This is a genomic window from Xanthomonas cannabis pv. cannabis (assembly GCF_000802365.1).
In the GTDB taxonomy this organism is placed as follows: domain Bacteria; phylum Pseudomonadota; class Gammaproteobacteria; order Xanthomonadales; family Xanthomonadaceae; genus Xanthomonas; species Xanthomonas cannabis.
In genome coordinates, this window is the sequence record NZ_JSZE01000067.1 from 1 (window position 1) to 18,101 (window position 18,101).

At 67.3% G+C, this 18,101-nt stretch carries 11 protein-coding genes; 7 read left to right on the top strand and 4 right to left on the bottom strand.

Annotated elements, in window-relative coordinates:
* From OZ10_RS12385 to zwf, 4 genes are all read left to right on the top strand, one after another.
* On the top strand, positions 1-804 hold an 804-nt coding region (locus OZ10_RS12385; RefSeq protein ID WP_039565147.1), incomplete at its 5' end, for an ankyrin repeat domain-containing protein.
* Between the two features lie 26 nt (positions 805-830).
* A complete protein-coding gene (locus OZ10_RS12390; RefSeq protein WP_081419498.1) occupies positions 831-1,160 on the top strand; it encodes a low molecular weight protein tyrosine phosphatase family protein in 330 nt (109 codons plus the stop codon).
* Positions 1,161-1,223: 63 nt separating this feature from the next.
* Positions 1,224-3,023 carry a glycoside hydrolase family 15 protein gene (locus tag OZ10_RS12395; protein WP_039414567.1) on the top strand — a complete coding sequence of 600 codons (1,800 nt, stop codon included), beginning with the start codon at positions 1,224-1,226 and terminating at the stop codon, positions 3,021-3,023.
* Entirely contained in the window at positions 3,020-4,861 is a 1,842-nt protein-coding gene (zwf, locus tag OZ10_RS12400; RefSeq protein ID WP_039414570.1) for a glucose-6-phosphate dehydrogenase, read from the top strand. The genes OZ10_RS12395 and zwf overlap by 4 nt, the downstream gene beginning before the upstream one ends.
* A 172-nt stretch (positions 4,862-5,033) precedes the next feature.
* Here zwf and OZ10_RS12405 read toward each other — a convergent pair whose 3' ends face one another.
* On the bottom strand, positions 5,034-6,848 hold the full coding sequence (locus OZ10_RS12405) for a monovalent cation:proton antiporter-2 (CPA2) family protein (protein ID WP_039565148.1): 1,815 nt from the start codon (positions 6,846-6,848) through the stop codon (positions 5,034-5,036).
* Between the two features lie 550 nt (positions 6,849-7,398).
* Between OZ10_RS12405 and mgtE the strand changes: the two genes are divergently transcribed.
* On the top strand, positions 7,399-8,766 hold the full coding sequence (mgtE, locus tag OZ10_RS12410; protein ID WP_039414576.1) for a magnesium transporter: 1,368 nt from the start codon (positions 7,399-7,401) through the stop codon (positions 8,764-8,766).
* A 246-nt stretch (positions 8,767-9,012) separates the two neighbouring features.
* On the opposite strand, the gene OZ10_RS12415 is transcribed toward mgtE, so the two are convergent.
* From OZ10_RS12415 to OZ10_RS12425, 3 genes are all read right to left on the bottom strand, one after another.
* On the bottom strand, positions 9,013-11,352 hold the full coding sequence (locus tag OZ10_RS12415; protein WP_039565151.1) for a TonB-dependent hemoglobin/transferrin/lactoferrin family receptor: 2,340 nt from the start codon (positions 11,350-11,352) through the stop codon (positions 9,013-9,015).
* Between the two features lie 154 nt (positions 11,353-11,506).
* Positions 11,507-12,400 carry an EF-hand domain-containing protein gene (locus OZ10_RS12420; RefSeq protein ID WP_039565154.1) on the bottom strand — a complete coding sequence of 298 codons (894 nt, stop codon included), beginning with the start codon at positions 12,398-12,400 and terminating at the stop codon, positions 11,507-11,509.
* Between the two features lie 155 nt (positions 12,401-12,555).
* Positions 12,556-13,341: a DUF4198 domain-containing protein gene (locus OZ10_RS12425; RefSeq protein ID WP_039565157.1), complete on the bottom strand. Its 786-nt coding sequence runs from the start codon at positions 13,339-13,341 to the stop codon at positions 12,556-12,558.
* 202 nt (positions 13,342-13,543) lie between these two features.
* Between OZ10_RS12425 and OZ10_RS12430 the strand changes: the two genes are divergently transcribed.
* Positions 13,544-16,252, top strand: a complete 2,709-nt coding sequence (locus OZ10_RS12430; protein WP_039565159.1) for a bifunctional acetate--CoA ligase family protein/GNAT family N-acetyltransferase — start codon at positions 13,544-13,546, stop codon at positions 16,250-16,252.
* Between the two features lie 106 nt (positions 16,253-16,358).
* Positions 16,359-17,402, top strand: coding sequence for a DUF475 domain-containing protein (locus OZ10_RS12435; RefSeq protein WP_039565160.1), 1,044 nt, complete (start codon positions 16,359-16,361; stop codon positions 17,400-17,402).
* The last annotated feature ends 699 nt before the right edge of the window (positions 17,403-18,101 follow it).

Sequence of the window (18,101 nt, forward strand, 5' to 3'; positions counted from 1 at the left end):
GACCTGGGCCTGCCGGTGGATGCCGTCGACGCGCAGGGCTGCACCGCGCTGCTGCGTGCGGCCGGTGGCGGCCATCTGGGCGTGGTGGCGCATCTGCTCGGGCGTGGCGCCGATCCGCAGCGCGCAGCCAACAGCGGCGCCACCCCGTTGTCGGCGGCGGTAAGCATGCGCCAGACCGAGATCGTGGCCGCCTTGCTGCAGGCCGGCGCACAGATCGAACACCGCCTGCCGGGCGGGGTCACCGTGCTGATGCTGGCTTGCGCGCTGGGCCTGCCGGACATCGTGGCGCGCCTGCTCACTGCGGCAGCCGATGTGCATGCCACCGACGATCAGGGGCTGGCGCCGCTGCATTGCGCGGCGCTGTACGGCTTCACCGCGCGCGACAAGACCCGCCTGCTGGCCCTGCTGGATACCGTGCTGCTGGCCGGTGCCGACCCGGACCATCTGGCCGGCGGCCGGGTCAGCCCGTTGCTGCTGCTGCTGGGCGCGCGTGCCGAACCGGGCACCGCCTGCGACGAGAAGGTGGTGCTGGCCGGCGTCGAACGCCTGCTGGACGAAGACGTCTCGCTGGATGTGGCCGACCAGCGTGGCTTCGGCCCGCTGCATCTGGCCGCGCTGCACGGGCTGCCGCTGCTGGTGCAGCGCCTGCTGCGCGCCGGTGCCGACGCCGATCGTCGCGATGCGCTCAACCGCACCCCGCGCGAGATCGCCATCATGCGCGGCTTCATCGATGTGGCCGGCCAGTTCGAACCGGCGCTGCCGGGCGTGTCGTCGATGGCGCGCTTCCTGCGCGAAGGCCGCTGAGCCGGCGCGGCGGGCAACCGCTGCGGGTGCTGTTCGTGTGCAGCCGCAACCGCCTGCGCAGCTCCACTGCCGAGCGCGTGTTCGCCGACTGGCCCGGCGTGCAGGCCCAGTCGGCCGGTCTGGCTGCCGATGCCGACGTACAGGTCACCCCCGAACTGCTGCACGAGGCCGAGCTGGTGCTGGTGATGGAGCGCCGCCATCTGCAGTTGCTGCGCAAACGCTTCGCCGCGCATTTGCGTCATTGCCGCGTGCTGTCGCTGCAGATTCCCGACGACTATGCCTACATGGACCCGGCACTGATCCGTCGGCTGGAACACACGGTGCCACCGTTGCTGCGCTTGCCGGCGTATTCGTAACCTGATCCCGACACCGCACATGCAAAACTGCATGTTCTTTCGCCGGAAGGAAGCGCCCATACGATGAGCGTGCGTATCGAGGACCACGCCATGCTGGGCAACTGCCACAGCGCGGCCCTGGTCGACCACCGTGGCACCATTGACTGGCTGTGTCTGCCACGCTTCGATTCCGATGCGGTTTTCGCCTCATTGCTGGGCGACGAGCAACACGGGCAATGGGCACTGGCGCCCGCAGCGGACTTCCGCAGCGAACGTGCCTACGAAGACGACAGCCTGGTGTTGTGCACACGGCTGACCACCGACACCGGCACGGTGGAGCTGGTCGATTTCATGGTGGCCAGCGTAGACGGCGAGGTGCATCAGCACCTGGTGCGCATCGTACGCTGCGTGCAGGGCGAAGTGCCCATGCACATGCGCCTGACCTTCCGCTTCAACTACGGCCGCACGGTGCCGTGGGTGACGCGTATCGACGACGGCATCCGCGCCATCGCCGGCCCCGATCAGCTCGCACTGCGCTCGCCGCAGGCGCTGCACGGCGAGGACATGGGCACCGAAGCGGACTTCACCCTGCGCGACGGCGAGAGCACCTGGTTCCTGCTCAGCCATGGCGCTTCGCACCAGCCCACGCCACCGGCGATCGACCCGGAGCAGGCGCTGCAACGCACCACCGCGTTCTGGCATGGCTGGGCGCGGCGCTGTACCGACGTCGGCCCGTGGACCGAGCAGGTGCGCCGCTCGCTGGTGGTGTTGAAGGGGCTGAGTTATCTGCCCACCGGCGGCATCGTGGCCGCGCCCACCGCCTCGTTGCCCGAGCATCTGGGCGGCACGCGTAACTGGGATTACCGCTACTGCTGGCTACGCGATTCGGTGTTCACGCTGATCGCCTTGCTGCAGGCCGGCTATCGCGACGAAGCTGCCTCGTTCCGCGACTGGGTCCAGCGCACCATCGCCGGTTCGCCCGATCAACTGCAGGCGCTGTACGGCATTGGTGGCGAACGCCGCCTGCAGGAATGGGAGGCGCACTGGTTGCCCGGTTACGAGAACTCTGGCCCGGTGCGCATCGGCAACGGCGCGGTGGATCAGTTCCAGCTCGATGTCTACGGCGAGCTGATTGGCGCCTTCCATTACGCGCGCGAAAAAGGCGTGGCGCCGCCGTCCGATGACGATGGTTCTTCTGCTTCGCTGCTGGAAAAGATCCTCGACACGCTGGAAACGCTGTGGCGCCAACCCGATGAAGGCATCTGGGAAATCCGTGACGAGCGCCGCCACTTCGTGCATTCCAAGGTGATGGCCTGGCTGGCGTTCGATTGCGGCACCCGCGACGGCATCACCCATGCCAGTGCAGAAAAACGCGCGCACTGGGGCCGCATCGCCGAAGAGATCCGCGCCGAAGTGCTGGAGAAGGGCGTGCACCCGGACGGGCACTTCGTGCAGAGCTATGGCTCGGACCGCCTGGACGCATCGCTGCTGCTGATTCCCATCGTCGGCTTTCTGCCGGCCGACGACCCACGCATCGCGGCAACCGCCGATGTGATTGCACGCGAGCTCACCATCGACGGATTGGTCGAACGCTATCGCGCCGACGACAGCGCCGATGGCCTGCCGGCGGGCGAGGGCACCTTCCTGGCCTGCAGTTTCTGGCTGGTGGAAAATTTCGCGCTGGTCGGCCGCACCGACGAAGCGCGCGCATTGCTCGAGCGCCTGCTCGGACTGTGCAACGACGTGGGCCTGCTCGCCGAAGAGTACGACCCACGGGCAAAACGCATGCTTGGCAACTTCCCGCAAGGGTATTCCCACGTGGCCCTGGTCAATGCGGCACTGCGCCTGCACGGACGCATGGGCGAAGAGGAAACACATCCATGAACGAGCAACAGACCACACCGCCCTGCATCATCGTGGTATTTGGCGCGCGCGGCGATCTGACCCGGCGGCTGGTGATGCCGGCGCTGTACAACCTGCGCCGCGCCGGTGCGTTGGGCGAGCAATTCGCCATCGTCGGCATGGACCACGGCGACATCAGCGAGCGCGCCTGGCGCAGCAACATGGGCCAATCGATGACGCAGCTGCTCAGCAGCCGCGATGCGGAATTCCAGACCGACGAATTCGACACCGACACCTGGGACTGGCTGCGCGAACGCATGCACTACCTGCGCGGCGACTTCACCGATGTAGGCGCCTACCAGGCGCTGGACGGCGTGCTGGAGAAGCTGCACAAGCGCTACGGGACGCAAGGCAATGTGCTGTTCTATCTGGCCACCGCCGCGCGCTTCTTCGAGCCGGTGCTTCTCAACCTGGGCGAAGCCGGTCTGGTCAAGCAGCGCGAAAACCAGGGCTGGCGTCGCGTGATCGTGGAAAAGCCCTTCGGTCACGACCTGCCCAGCGCCGTCGCGCTCAATGCCACCGTGGCCAAGGTGCTGCACGAGGATCAGGTGTTCCGCATCGACCATTTCTTGGGCAAGGAAACCGTGCAGAACATCCTGGCGTTCCGCTTCGCCAATGGCCTGTTCGAGCCGGTGTGGAACCGCGACCGCATCGATCATGTGCAGATCACCGCCGCCGAAACCATCGGCGTGGAAGGGCGCGGCCGCTTCTACGACCCCACCGGGTGCCTGCGCGACATGGTACCCAATCACCTGTTCCAGCTGCTGGCGATGATCGCAATGGAGCCGCCGGCCGCCTTCACCACCGAGGCCATGCATCGCCGGCGTGCGGAAGTCATCGAAGCGGTACGCCCGATCAAGCCCGAAGACGTGGTACGCGGGCAATACGCCTCCGGCGCGGTCAATCGCAACGCCGTCCCCGGTTACCGCGAAGAAGACACCGTGTCGGACGATTCGGACACGGAAACCTACGTGGCGATGAAGTTGCAGGTCGACACCTGGCGTTGGGCCGGCGTGCCGTTCTACCTGCGCACCGGCAAACGCCTGCGCGAACGCACCACCGAGATCGCGATCCGCTTCAAGCCGGCGCCACTGGCACCGTTCCGCAGCACTGAAGTGGGCGGCTACGGCCCCGACTGGCTGGTGCTGCATATCCAGCCGGATGAAGGCATCTCGCTGCAGTTCGACGTCAAGCGCCCGGGCGCACAGGTCGTGCTGGCGCCGGTGCGCATGGACTTCCGTTATCGCGACTGGTTTCCCAAGGAATACACGGTGGGCTACGAGCGCCTGCTGCAGGACTGCATGAACGGCGAGGCGGGCCTGTTCCAGGACGCAGCCATGGTGGAAGGCGCCTGGCGCATCGTGCAGCCGATCCTGGATGCCTGGAAGCAGCCAGCCAGCGACTTCCCCAACTACGCCGCAGGCAGCGCCGGCCCCTCGGCTGCCGATGCGTTGCTGGCCATGAATGGCGGACACGCCTGGCGCGCGCTCACCCCCGGCCGCAAGCCGCCACCGCGCCGGCCGCCGGAAGCGCGTGCCAGTGCTGCAACGCCGGTGAAGAAAGCCACCAAGAAGGCGGCCAAGAAAGCGACCAGGACGGGTGGCGCGTCCAAGGCAACTAAAGCGTCAACCAAGCGAGCGTCGGCGTCTGCCAGCACGCCTGCGCAAGCGGCAGCCTCGAGCACGTCGGCAAAGAAGAGCGCTACCAAGCGTGCAAGCAAGCGCGTGGCAAAAGCACCAAGGACCACCAGCAACGCAGCAGGCAGCAAGGCCGCAGCGACGAAGTCGTCGACCCGCACCACACGCAAGCCACGCAGCTGAGCGACAGAAACGCCGCCGCCGCCGGGCGGCGGCTGTGCACGCAGACAGCGTGCAATGAATTGCAGTCATGCAATACAAGCGCCCGCGTAGGAGCGCGCCCGAGCGCGATGAGGCTTTACCGGTAAAGCTTCATCGCGCTCAGGCGCGCTCCTACGTCGTGCGATGTGCCGGCTCAACGCTCGTGCGTGGTGGTGGGTGCCGGCTCGCCATCCACATCCGCCTTGACGTCGGCTTCGAACAGGTTCATCAGGTCGGCGCGGGCGTCGCGCGAGGTCTGGATCACCTTGGCTTCGTCGTCGTAGACCAGGTGCTGGCGGCGGAGCAGGTCTTCGTCGTGCTGGCGGAAACGTTTGACGTGTTCGCGCGCATCCGCCTCGCCGAGTCCCAGCGAGGTCAATACCCGCCCACTCAGCTCCAGGCTGGAGGCAAATACCTCGCGGAACGGTTCGGCGCCCAGGTCCATCAGTTTCCAGGCGTGCTGGCGGTTGCGTGCGCGCGCCAGCACCGTGGCCTGCGGGTACAGGCGACGGATCAGGCGCACCGTCTTGATATTGGTTTCCGGGTCGTCCACCGCGATCACGAACACCTTGATGCGGTCGGCACCGGCGGCGCGCAGTAGCTCCGGGCGGGTGGGGTCGCCGTAATACAGCTGGCTGCCGAAGCGGCGCAGGTCTTCCACCGTGTCGGGGTTATGTTCCAGCGCCACGAACGGCACGTGCCGCGCGGTGAGCAGGCGCGCAACCACCTGGCCAAAGCGACCCATGCCGGCCACCAGCACCTTGGGCGTCTGCGCATCGATGGTGTCGAACGGGCGCTCGGACTTGGGCGCACGCAGGCGCAGCGGTCCGTTGAGGATGCGTTGCATGACCAGCAACAACAGCGGCGTCAGTGCCATCGACACACCGACGATGGCCACCAGCCGGTCGTGATTGGCCGCGTCCAACAGGCCCACGCGGTCGGCCTCGTTGAACACCACGAACGCGAATTCGCCGCCCAGCCACAGCACGCTGCCCAGCATCAGGCTGCTGCGCAGCGGCAGCTTGGCGAGGCTGCCGATGCCGACCAGCAGCGAGAACTTCACCACCAGCAGGATCGCCACACCCGCCGCGATCAAGCCGGGCTCGGCGACCACGCGGTTGAGGTCGATGCCCATGCCCACCGAGATGAAGAACAGCCCCAGCAGCAGCCCTTCGAACGGTTCGATCTGCGATTCGAGTTCATGGCGGAATTCCGAATCGGCCAGCAGCACGCCGGCGATGAAGGCCCCCAGGCTGGCGCTCAATCCGGCTTCCTGCATGATCCAGGCGGTGCCCAGCACCACCAGCAAGGCGCTGGCGGTAAACACCTCCGGCATGCGCGTGCGCGCCACCACGTTAAACAGGTGGCGCAGCACAAAGCGCCCGCACAGGATCACCAGCGCCAGCGCCGCCACCGCCTTGGCCACGTCCGGCCAGGCGAGGGTGGCGTTCTTGCTGCCGCCCAGCAGCGGAATGGCCGCCAGCAACGGGATCGCAATCAAGTCCTGGAACAGCAGAATCGCAAACGCCAGCCGGCCGTAGTCGCTGCCCAGCGCCTTGCGCTCGGCCAGCAATTGCAGGCCCACCGCGGTGGACGACAAGGCCAGTGCCACGCCGATGATCAGCGCGCTCTTCCAGCCCAGATTGCCCACCATGAGCAGGCCGCCCAGGATCACCGTGGTCACCACCACCTGGGTGGCGCCGGCGCCGAACACCGAATGGCGCATCACCTTCAGTCGCGCCGGCGACAGCTCCAGCCCGATCACGAACAGCAGCATCACCACACCGATCTCGGCCGCACCGCTGATGCGCTCGGCGTCCTGCACCACGCCCACGCCATCGGGTCCGAGCACCACGCCGGCCACCAGATAGGCCAGCACGGCTCCCAGACCAAAGCGCTTGAACACCGGCACCGCCACGATGGCGGCCAGCATCAGCACCAGAGCCAGTTCAAGACCACCGCTATGCATGCACGTTCTCCGTTGAGGTGCTCATTATGCCGCCGGCCTGCGTGTGCCCGCCTGGATTGGCGTGCGCTGCGTGCAACGGTGCGGGCCGGCGGTACGCTTCGGTTGGGTGATTCACCAAGCGCTGTGAGGCGCGCAGCACGCCACCGGCAATCGGTGTCCGTCCGATGACATGACGCGGCCGCACGGCAACGACGCCTGCCTGCGCCCAATCCCGGCATCGAGGCACGGTGCGCCGCGTTCCAGGCGTCGGGTCTCCATGCGTGCATGCTGCGAGGTGCCGCCCCGGCCCGCCACGGTGGCAGACGCCGGCCACTCGCACGGCCTGCACGGTCGCTGAGCATGGCCTGCGCAGGGCATTGACCAAGCCGACTCAGGCGCGCAGACTGCGCCGCGCTGCCGCCCGGATCGCCGGTCGGTGCGCACTCTCGGAGCCCTATCTCATGTCCAGCGACAGTCACCCTAGACCCGGGTCGATGACCCAGCTGGCGCGCGCCTGAGGCTTCAGGTTCGCCGGCTGTCATCGACGACGGTCGTCACCAGGCGAACCACCATGTACAACGAAACCCTGCGCCTTGCCCAAGGCGTCGATGCCTTGATCGCACCCATGGCCGACTTCAATACGGCCGATGCGGTGGAATACCTCAATACCCTCGACCGCGACGATGCCGCCCATGTGCTGGCCGCGCTGCCACCGCCGCGTGCGGTGAAGCTGCTCGAACAACCCGAGCTGCGCGATGCCAGCGAACTGATCGCGCAACTGCCTGCCGAACAGGCCGCCTCGCTGCTCGGGCAGATGGCCGACGATCGCGCCACCGATATCTTCCATGGGCTGGATGCCGACCAGCGCCAGCCGCTGCTGTGGTTGCTCAGTGCCGAGGCGCGGCTATCGATCCAGGCGTTGATGCGCTACCCGCCCAACACCGCCGGCGCGCTGATGACCACCGAGTTCGTGGCGGTGCCGTCCGACTGGACGGTGGGCCGCACCCTGCAGCATATCCGCGAGGTGGAGCGCAGCCGCGAGACGGTCTACGCCATCTATCTGCTCGATCCGCACACCCGCGTGCTGCAGCAGGTGGTCACCATGCGCCGGCTGATCACCGGCGTGCCGGAGGCATCGATCCTGGATGTGGCGCAGGTCAATCCGCCGGTCACCGTGGACCCGTCGCTGGACCAGGAAGAAGTCGCACGGCTGATCCGCCGCCACGACCTGCTCGCCATCCCGGTGGTGGATGCGCATGGCCATGTGCTGGGTATCGTCACCGTGGACGATGTGCTGGATGCGTTGATTGCCGAATCCACCGAAGACGTGCACAAGTTCGGTGGCATGGAGGCGCTGGACAGGCCCTACATGCAGATCGGCTTTGGCCAGATGATCAAGAAGCGCGCCGGCTGGTTGAGCGTGCTGTTCCTGGGCGAAATGCTCACCGCCAGCGCAATGCAGCACTTCGAGGATGAACTGTCCAAGGCGGTGGTGCTGACCCTGTTCATTCCGTTGATCATGAGCTCGGGCGGCAACTCCGGCTCGCAAGCCACCTCGCTGCTGATCCGCTCGCTGGCACTGCGCGAAATCCGCCTGCGCGACTGGTGGAAGGTGGCGCTGCGCGAGCTGCCCACCGGCCTCACCCTGGGCGCGATCCTGGGCGTGCTGGCGATCGTGCGTATCGCAATCTGGCAAAACGCCGGCCTGTACGACTACGGCCCGCACTGGCAGATGGTGGCGCTGACCATCGGCGCGGCGCTGATCGGCATCGTCACCTTCGGTTCGTTGTCCGGCTCGATGTTGCCGTTCGTGTTGCAACGCCTCGGCTTCGACCCGGCCAGCGCCTCGGCACCGTTCGTGGCCACACTGGTGGATGTCACCGGGCTGGTGATCTACTTCAGCATCGCCGCGGCGATCCTGAGCGGCACGTTGTTGTAGCGTCGCAATGCGTGGGCGCGTGTGCGAGCAGCTGCGCGCCGCCCTCGTCACGTCTGCAATCGTCGAGATCCGACGGTCGAGGTGCCGCATGCAGGGCGGCGTTTCATACGGGGTAAGTCGCCTCTGCGTGCCATCACGTGGCGCGCAGAGGCGCTGCAGCACCCGGCCGTGCGGTTGCCGGTACATCTTGTAGCCTGCGCAGCGACGCACGCTCTGCTGTGCATCACTGCGCACCGGCAACGCGGGTTAGAAGTTGACGTACACCGTGGCGCGCAGATTGCGGCCAGGCTCGCTATAGCGGCCGATGCCGTCGTCGGTGGCATAGCCGTACAGATAGAAATCGCCGCGGGTGACGTTGCGGATGCGCGCCCACTGGAAGTAACGCTCGTCGAACAGGTTGTACACGCCGAGATTGACGCGCACGTGCGCGTTGACGCGATAGCTGCCGAACAGATCGACCACGCTGTAGGCGTCGCTGAGGAACGGCTCGGCCGGCGCACCGAAGACATCGCTCTCCACGTTGACGTCCTTGGCCTTCTTGGCCAGCGCTTGGGTGATGTTGCCAGTGATGCGCAGCCGCTCGTCCAGGCCCTGCCAGCTCAGGCCAAGCACACCGCGATCCGGATTGATGCTGTCCAGCGGGCGGCCGTCTTCCAGCTCGCCCTGGTTGTGGGTCCAGGCCGCGCGCAGCAGCCAGGCATCGCCCAGTTTGAACTGCGCATCCAGCTCGACCCCCTTGACCTCGACCTGGCCGACATTGAGCAGCGTGGTGTAGGCGTAGCCGTTGCGCGAGGTGCACGCGCCGCGGGTACAGGTCTGGTAACGCGTGCCGGCATCGGAGGTCACCGTCTCGCTCTGGATGAAGTCGTCGTAGCGGTCGCGGAACACCGACAGGCCCACGCGCGCCCAGTCGCTTTCCCAGCGCCAGCCCAGCTCCAGGTTGAGGCTGCGCTCTGCGTCCAGCGCGGGATTGGCGGCCACGGTCGGCACGTTGACGGTGGTGCCGGTGTCCACCCCGGTCAGCGCAGTGATGCTGGTCGGGGCGTACATTTCGGCGGTGGTCGGCGCACGGAAGCCGCGCCCGGCCTGGAACCATAGCGTCTGCTGCGGGGTGAAGGCGTAGCTGATGCCGGCCTGCCAGGTGGGCGAAGCAAACGTCACCTCGCGTACCGTGCCGGTGGTATCGATGAAGGTGGGCGACAGTGTCGGCGTATAGCGATAGTGGTCGTAGCGGGCGCCCAGGGTGAGCTGCAGGCGGTCGTCGAGCAGGCCGATGCGGTCGCGCAGGTACACGCTCCAGGTGTCGGCATCGGTCTGTGGCACCTGTGCCGGGTCGATGGTGGCGGTGTCCAGCGCGCCGGTGTTGTTCCAGCGGTAGTCCACCGCGCTGAAATCGATGCTGCGGCGCTGCCAGGCCGCCCCGTACAGCAGCGCTTGCGACCAGCCGTTGCCGTGCAACTGCTTGTCCAAATCCAGTGCGATGCGGTCCAGGGTCTGCTCGGTGTCGCGGTCTTCGGCGCGGCGGCACGGCCGCGCCACCGTGCAGCGCGTGGTGGCCGCAGTGGCGGGGGTGCTCGAGGTGCCGCTCTGGGTGAGGATGCGGGTGGTGCCGCGGCTGTCGGTCTGCTGGCGGTCGAGCTGCGCTTCGAGTGTGTCGAACAGGGCGTTGTGGGCGTTCCAGAGATACCGCAGGCCATAACGGTCGCGGTCGTTGCTGTCGTCGCCGATGCGTTCGGCATAACTGGGCGCGCTGACTCGGCTCAGATTGTCGACCCGGTTCTGCGAGCGGTTGCGTTCGTAGACCACGCCGAAGCGGTGCTGTGCGTTCGGCACCACGTCGAGCTTGGCCAGCACGTTGTCGCTTTCGCTGTCGATCGGGTCGGGCGTGCGTCGCGCGCTGCCGGTGTCGATTTCGGTGCTGGAATACCAGCCCTCCGCTTCGTGGCCTTCGCGGCGGGTGTAGGTCAGCATCGATTCGACCATGCCGGTGCGATTGGCGACGGTGACGTTGCCCAGCCGCTGGTCGTTATGACCGGTGTAGCCGGTCTTCAGGCCGACATAGGTGTCGTTGCCTTGCGCCTTGAGATAGTCGTAGGGGTCCTTGGTGGTAAAGACGACCGCGCCGCCGAGCGCACCGCTGCCGGCGCTGATCGAATCGGCGCCCTTGACGATGTCCACGCTCTTGAGCGAATCCACATCCACGCCACCGCGGCCGGCACGGAAGAACTCGTAGTCACGCGCGGTCTCCACGCCTTCGGCCATCGACAGGCCGTCGATGGTCATCGCCACCCGGTCGCCTTCCAGCCCGCGGATATTGAAGCCGTTCTCGCCGAAGCGGCCCATGTCGGCGATGCTCACGCCGGGGATGTAGCGCACCAGGTCCTCCATGCTTTCGGCCTGTTCCTGCTGCAGCTGCGCAGTGTCCAGGGTGGTGACGTTCTGGTTGCTGGAGGCGCGCTTGTCGCGCGCGGCCTTCACTTCGACCGGGTCGAAGGTGGTGGCATCGGCGGGCGCCTGTTCGGCATGCAGCGGGAAGGCCAGGCCGGCGGCGATCGCCAGGGCAAGCAGGGTCGGTGTCGAAGTCATCGTGGGGTCCACAGTCAGGAGAAGGAGGGACGCGAAAGGCGCGGACCTGGCTGCGGGCGGCACGGAGCGGTCGCGTGGCTGGCTGGGGCACGCCAGTGACGGGCCAGGTGGCGCGGGTGTCGATCCGCGCCGGAAGGGGCAATTGGCCGGTTCGTCAGTCGGCCCGGGCCGGCCTAGAAGCAGGGGCAGGCGCAGGCGGCGGCAATGTCGCGTCGCTGGCGTCCACCACTCCGTCGTGATTGCGGTCGACGCGGGCAAACGTGCGCAGGCCCGAGGCCTGGTATTCGGCGAAGGTCATGCGCTTGTCCTTGTCGGTGTCGAGCACGTTGAAGCGCACGTGCACCTGGCGATCGTCGGCCTGCTCGAGCGCGGTAAGGCGGCGGTTGAGGCGGTCTTCGAACTCGACGCGGTATTCGTCCATCGACAGCGCGCTGTTGCGGTTACCGTCGGCACCGGCGAACTGCGCCGCGCGCAGGTCCGCGTATTCCGCGCGGCCCACCTTGCCGTCGCCGTTCTCGTCGTACAGCGCCAGGAAGCCGTCGGCCGACTGGCTGTCGGGCATGCCCGGGCGGCCGCCGTCGCGATCGAAGGCGACCGTCGGCTCGGTGGCTGCAGCGGTGGCGGCGGCCGCCAGGGCTGCCTGTCCGCGCGCCCAGTCCTTTGCGCCGGCAGTCTCGAATTCAGCGCGCGACACCTGCCCATCGCCATCGCTGTCGAGTGCGGCGAAGCGTTGCTTGCCCTGCGCGGCCTGTGCACCGCGTTCCTGTTCCAGCGCATGCTGGCGGCGCTCGCGGAACTCGGCCACGTACTCGTCCTCATCGACCGTGCCGTCGTGGTTGCGGTCGGTGGCATCGAAGCGGCTGCGGCGGAAGGCCGCAAAGTCGGCGGCGGTGATGCGGCCGTCGTGGTTGTCGTCGTGCTGGTTGATGAAGGCCTGCACATTGTTGCCGTGACCGCCGAGCAGCGGGCGCGGCTCGGATTGGGCGATAGCGACGGCAGGAAGCAGCAGCGCGCACAGACACGCGCCGGCCAGGGAGCCAGTGTTCATGGATTGCCTCGTGAGGGAAGAAAAAAGTGCCGGGCCTTGGCGCCGGTGCGACAGGCAGAGCGCTGCCTGTAGACGGCCAGCTGAGCCAGGCAGATGCGTCCGCACCGGCGTGTGGACGCCGCAAGACACGCAACCGCCGCAGCGGTTGCGCAGCGCTACTGCTCCAGCACCTGGAAGGTGAGCGTGGTGCTGTTGCTGTACTCGCGCACCGGGGCGCCGGCCGGCGCGGGGGTGCGGTGGCGGGTCAATGCCAGCCAGGTGCCGGCGTGGTCCAGTTTCAGGACTGCGCGGCCGGCGGCGTCGGTGGTCACGCTGAGCACCGTCGGCTTGCGGTCGGAGGTCCACACCGCCTCGCTGATGTCCACGGTCTGCCTGGCCAGCGGCACGCCGTCGTATTGCACCGTGAAAGCGAACGTCTCGCCCACGAACAGGTCATTGGGATGGGTGACCGGCACCAGTTCCAGGCCGCGGTTACGCGGCGCCAATGCGTTGCGATCGGGCTTGCCGACGCTCACATAGGTTTCGGCCAGGGTGCGCGACTGGAAGCTGGCGATCAACGTGGCGCCCTTGGGCATGGGCACCTTCGGGTCGCGCACGGTCTCGCGCTTGCCGTCCAGTTCCCAGGTGCGGAACTGCGCGCCTACGCGCAGGCCGCTGCTGAATCGATAGGTGCCGGGCTGCTTGCCCAGCGTGTGTTCGACGACGGTGCGGGTGTCCAGCGCCTGCACCCGCACCGGTTCGACATCGCGGCCATCGGGCCCGGTGATGCCGAAATGACTCTGGTCGAAGGCCGCTTCGGGCACGAAGAAGGTCTCGGCGAAGGCCGCGTCCAGCGTCACCGTCTGACCGGGCTGCGGAGCGAAGGTGTTCGGTGCCAGATAAGGGGTGTGCGCGGAGGCAGATGCAGCGAGCAGCAGCGCCGATAGTGTCAGCAGTTTCATGGGGTTCCCTGTTCCGGATGAGTCGCTGGCGGCAGGGGCGCGGGACGGCGCGGGAAGCTGGCTGACCACGGGATATTAACGAAAATAAGAATCGTTAACAACAATAGGGTGTGCTGTGTCGCTGTTTCTCTGCCGCCGGGTCGATGACGCCAGCTCTGCCTGACGTGTACCGTAGCGCGATGGCAGCGTTTTCCCCCGCACGATGAGTACCTATCACCTGCAGCAGGTCTTTCGCCCCGGCACCGTGGCGGTGGTGGGCGGCAGCCCGCGTGAGCGCTCGGCCGGGCGGGCGGTGGTGCGCAATCTGCGCGCGGCCGGCTTCCCTGGCCAGATCGGTTGGGTGAGCCCGCGCTACGCCCAAATCGATGGCGTGCGCACGGTGCCGCGGCTGACCGATCTGCCGTGGGTGCCGGATCTGGTGGTGATCACCGCGCCGGCGCGCATCGTGCCGCGCATCGTCTCCATCGCGGCGCGGCGCGGGGTGGCCGCGGCGATCATCCTCACTGCCGGCCTGGGTCGCGGGCCCGGCTCGCCGGCCGCGCGCATGGAGGCGGCTGCGCGCGCCAAGGGCATGCGCATCCTCGGCCCGCACTGTTTAGGTGTGATCGCGCCGCACGCGCGGCTCAATGCCAGCATTGCCGCACATTGCCCGCAGGCCGGCGATCTGGCGCTGATCTCCGAATCCAGCGCCATTGCCGCCGCGCTGGTGGAGTGGGGCGTGGCACGTTCGGTCGGCTTTTCCGCGGTGGTGTCGCTGGGCGATACGCTGGATGTGGATTTCGGCGACCTGCTCGACTACTTCGCCACCGACTACCGCACCCGCGCGATCCTGCTGTATGTCGAACGCATCGGCGATGCGCGCAAGTTCATGTCGGCCGCGCGTGCTGCGGCACGTGCCAAGCCCGTGGTGGTGGTGAAGTCCGGCCGCCAGTTCCGCATCAACCCCAATGCCGACACCCACGCGCAGGCGCTGGCCGGCTCGGATGCGGTGTATGGCGCCGCGTTCGCGCGTGCCGGTCTGTTGCGGGTGGGCGCGCTGGACGAGTTGTTCGCCGCGGCCGAAACCCTGGGCCGGCTCGGCAGCTTCCCCGGCCGGCGGCTGGCGATTCTGAGCAATGGCGGAGGGGTGGGGCAGCTGGCGGTGGACCAACTGGTGCTGCGCGGCGGCACCCTGGCCGAGTTGTCGCCCAAGACGCTGGAAAAACTTGATCAGTCGCTGCCGGAAGGCTGGTCGCGCAGCAACCCGGTGGACATCATCGTGGATGCCGATGGCGCGCGCTACGCCGCGGCGATCGAAGCGCTGCTGGACGATGCGGAGAACGACGCGCTGCTGGTGGTCAACGTGCCCACCGCGTTTACTTCCTCCGCCGATGCGGCCAAGGCGCTGACCCGCGCGCTGGACCAGCGCAACCGCTACCAGCGCGACAAACCGGTGTTCGCGGTGTGGCTGGGCCAGGACGATGCGGCGATCGCCGCACTCAACGCCGCGCGCGTGCCCACCTATGCCACCGAATCGGACGCGGTGCGCGGCTTCACCCACCTGGTGCGCTACCGCGAGGCGCAGGCGGCGCTGATGGAAACCCCACCCAGCCTGCCGGAAGACTTCGTGGTGGATGCCGGTATCGCCCGCACCGTGGTCGATGAGGCACTGGCGGCCGGGCGGCGCTGGCTGGACCCGGTGGCTACCAACCGGCTGCTGGCCGCCTACGGCATCCCCATCGTGCCACTGCAGGTGGCCGCCACCGCCAACGAAGCCGCATTGCTGGCCGACCCATTGCTGGCGATGGGGCGCACGGTCACCCTGAAGGTGCTGTCCAGCGACATCGCGCACAAGTCCGATGTGGATGGCGTGCGGCTCAACCTGTCCAGCGTGGCGGCAGTGCGCGAGGCGGCCACCGGCATCCTGGCGCGTGCGCGCGCCGCGCACCCCACTGCGCTGATCGAAGGGGTGATCGTGCAGCCCACCGTGCTGCGGCCCAAGGCGCGCGAACTGATCGCCGGCATTGCCGACGACCCGGTGTTCGGCCCGGCGATCGTGTTCGGCCGCGGCGGCACCGCGGTGGAAGTGATCAACGACCGCGAGCTGGCCCTGCCGCCGCTGGACCTGCGCCTGGCCCACGAGCTGATCGGTCGTACCCGCGTCTCGCGCATCCTGAAGGCCTACCGCGACGTACCGGCGGCCGACGAGCGCGCGGTCGCGCTGGTGCTGGTCAAGCTGGCGCAGCTGGCCGCCGACATCCCGGAAATCACCGAGCTGGACATCAACCCGCTGCTGGCCGACCGCGATGGCGTGATCGCGCTGGATGCGCGCGTGGCGGTGGCGCCGGCGCGCAAGCTGCACAAGGGCCGGGGCCATCCGCGCTTTGCGATCTTTCCGTACCCCAAGGAATGGGAGCGCCAGATCGGCCTGGGCGATGGCACCCACGCGCTGGTGCGGCCGGTGCGCCCGGAAGACGATGCGCTGTTCCGTGCGTTCTTCGCGCGCGTCACCGACGAAGACCTGCGGCTGCGCTTCTTCCAGTCGGTGAAGCATTTCAGCCACGAATTCATCGCCCGCCTGACCCAGCTCGATTACGCACGTTCGATCGCGCTGGTGGCCATCGACCCCAAGACCGGCGACATGCTTGGGGCAGTGCGGCTGCATGCCGACGCCGATTACGAAGGCGGCGAGTACGGCATCCTGATCCGCTCCGACCTCAAGGGCCACGGCATCGGCTGGCAGCTGATGCGCATCATGATCGAGTACGCGCGCTGGCTGGGCCTCAAGCAGATCGAAGGCCAGGTGCTGCGCGAGAACCGCACCATGCTGGCGATGTGCCAGAGCCTGGGCTTCGGCGTGCGCCCGGATCCGGACGATGCGACCCTGATGGCGGTGACACTCCCTATAATGGGCGAGCCGCGCCCGGCCTGACGTTGCGTCACGCCGCGGTCCCCCATCCTCCACCGCACGCCGGATCTGCCGGGCCTTGCCCCGGCCCGTTGCTCCGGCTGTCGTCTCGGCCCGCCTGGGAGTGTCAATGTTTCGCGATTTCAGAATGTCGTTCTTGGTCACAGCGATCTGCCTGGGCCTGGCTGCCTGGTGGGGTCATACCTCCGCGATGGGCATCTGGCAGGCGCTGTGGCTATGCCTGGTGCTCAGCGTGCTGGAGGTGTCGCTGTCGTTCGACAACGCAGTGGTCAACGCCGGTGTGCTCAAGCACATGAGCGCGTTCTGGCAGAAGTTGTTCCTCACCGTGGGCATCCTGATCGCGGTGTTCGGTATGCGCCTGGTGTTCCCGATCGTGATCGTGTCGGTGGCCACCGGCATGGGCCTGGTGCCGGTGATGCAGATGGCGCTGAAGGAGCCGGACCGCTACAGCCAGGTGCTGACCGACAACTACCCGTCCATTGCCGCCTTCGGCGGCATGTTCCTGCTGCTGGTGTTCCTCAACTTCCTATTCGACCAGGAGCGCAAGCTGCATTGGCTGGGCCCGGTGGAGCGGCTGGTCGGCAAGCTGGGCAAGGCCGATGCGATGTCGGTGATCGTGGCGGTGACGGTCCTGCTGTGCACCAAGCTGTTCCTGCCCGATGCCATCTTCCAGAGCGTGCTGTTCGCCGGCCTGGGCGGCATCCTGCTGTATCTGCTGGTCGGCAGCGTGGATGCCTTGTTCGAGGCCGAAGAAAGCGAAGACGGCAGCATGGGCCCGGCCAAGCGCTCGGGCATTGCCGCGTTCTTGTATCTGGAAGTGCTGGATGCCTCGTTCTCGTTCGATGGCGTGATCGGCGCCTTCGCCATCACCCGTGACGTGGTGATCATCATGCTGGGCCTGGCGATCGGCGCGATGTTCGTGCGTTCGATGACGGTCTACCTGGTGCACAAGGGCACCCTGGACGAGTTCGTGTTCCTGGAGCACGGCGCGCACTACGCCATCGGCGTACTGGCGATCATCATGCTGGTCGGCACCGTGTACCACGTGCCGGAAGTGCTGACCGGCCTGATCGGCGTGGCCTTCATCGCCGCCTCGGTGTGGTCCTCGATCCGCTACCGCAAGCGTCACCACATCGGCCCGACCGAGATCTGAGGGCGCCATGCCCTCGCCCGGACTTGAAGATCGCCAAGCGCTCGCGATAGGAGCGATGCAGGCGTCGCCATCTGATTGCTCGATCCGAGCAGATCAGGCGCAAAGCGAATTATCGGCGCCTTTGCTGCAAGGCCCTTGCCCGCCCACCATCGCGGGACACGCTGCAAGTACGTCCATGTAGCTCCTTGGCGGCATCCATGCCGCCAAGGGCCCCGCGACGGTAGGCGGGCAAGGACCAGTCGAGATGGTCGGTATGCATGGTTTTCAACGAGCAACCGGCAAGCCGCGACGTGCTCCTCGCTCTTCAACAAAACCACCAGCCAACTGTCTGGTGCGGTGTCCTTACCGATTGCGGGACCGTTGGCGGCATGGATGCCGCCACCGAGCCCCCATGGACGGGTTAACGGCGTGTCCCGCGAGCGGTGAGGGCACCGCGCCCTCGAGGACTTTGCGTTTGCTGCAGGGCCCTTGCCCGCCCACCATCGCGGGACACGCTGCAAGTACGTCCCTGTAGCTCCGTGGCGGCATCCATGCCGCCAAGGGTCCCGCGACGGTGGGCGGGCAAGGACCAGTCGAGTTGGTCGGTGTGCAAAGTTTTCAACAAGCGATCAATAAATTTGCGACGCTGTTTCTTCGCTCTTCAACAAACCACCAGCCAACTGTCTGGTGCGGTGCCCTTACCGATTGCGGGACCGTTGG

What these genes read in the sequence shown, in the direction of transcription:
- OZ10_RS12420 (WP_039565154.1), bottom strand. Translation starts at nt 12,400, where the DNA reads ATGAACACTGGCTCCCTGGCCGGCGCGTGTCTGTGCGCGCTGCTGCTT.
- OZ10_RS12430 (WP_039565159.1), top strand. Translation starts at nt 13,544, where the DNA reads ATGAGTACCTATCACCTGCAGCAGGTCTTTCGCCCCGGCACCGTGGCG.
- OZ10_RS12405 (WP_039565148.1), bottom strand. Translation starts at nt 6,848, where the DNA reads ATGCATAGCGGTGGTCTTGAACTGGCTCTGGTGCTGATGCTGGCCGCC.
- zwf (WP_039414570.1), top strand. Translation starts at nt 3,020, where the DNA reads ATGAACGAGCAACAGACCACACCGCCCTGCATCATCGTGGTATTTGGC.
- OZ10_RS12425 (WP_039565157.1), bottom strand. Translation starts at nt 13,341, where the DNA reads ATGAAACTGCTGACACTATCGGCGCTGCTGCTCGCTGCATCTGCCTCC.
- OZ10_RS12435 (WP_039565160.1), top strand. Translation starts at nt 16,359, where the DNA reads ATGTTTCGCGATTTCAGAATGTCGTTCTTGGTCACAGCGATCTGCCTG.
- mgtE (WP_039414576.1), top strand. Translation starts at nt 7,399, where the DNA reads ATGTACAACGAAACCCTGCGCCTTGCCCAAGGCGTCGATGCCTTGATC.
- OZ10_RS12395 (WP_039414567.1), top strand. Translation starts at nt 1,224, where the DNA reads ATGAGCGTGCGTATCGAGGACCACGCCATGCTGGGCAACTGCCACAGC.
- OZ10_RS12415 (WP_039565151.1), bottom strand. Translation starts at nt 11,352, where the DNA reads ATGACTTCGACACCGACCCTGCTTGCCCTGGCGATCGCCGCCGGCCTG.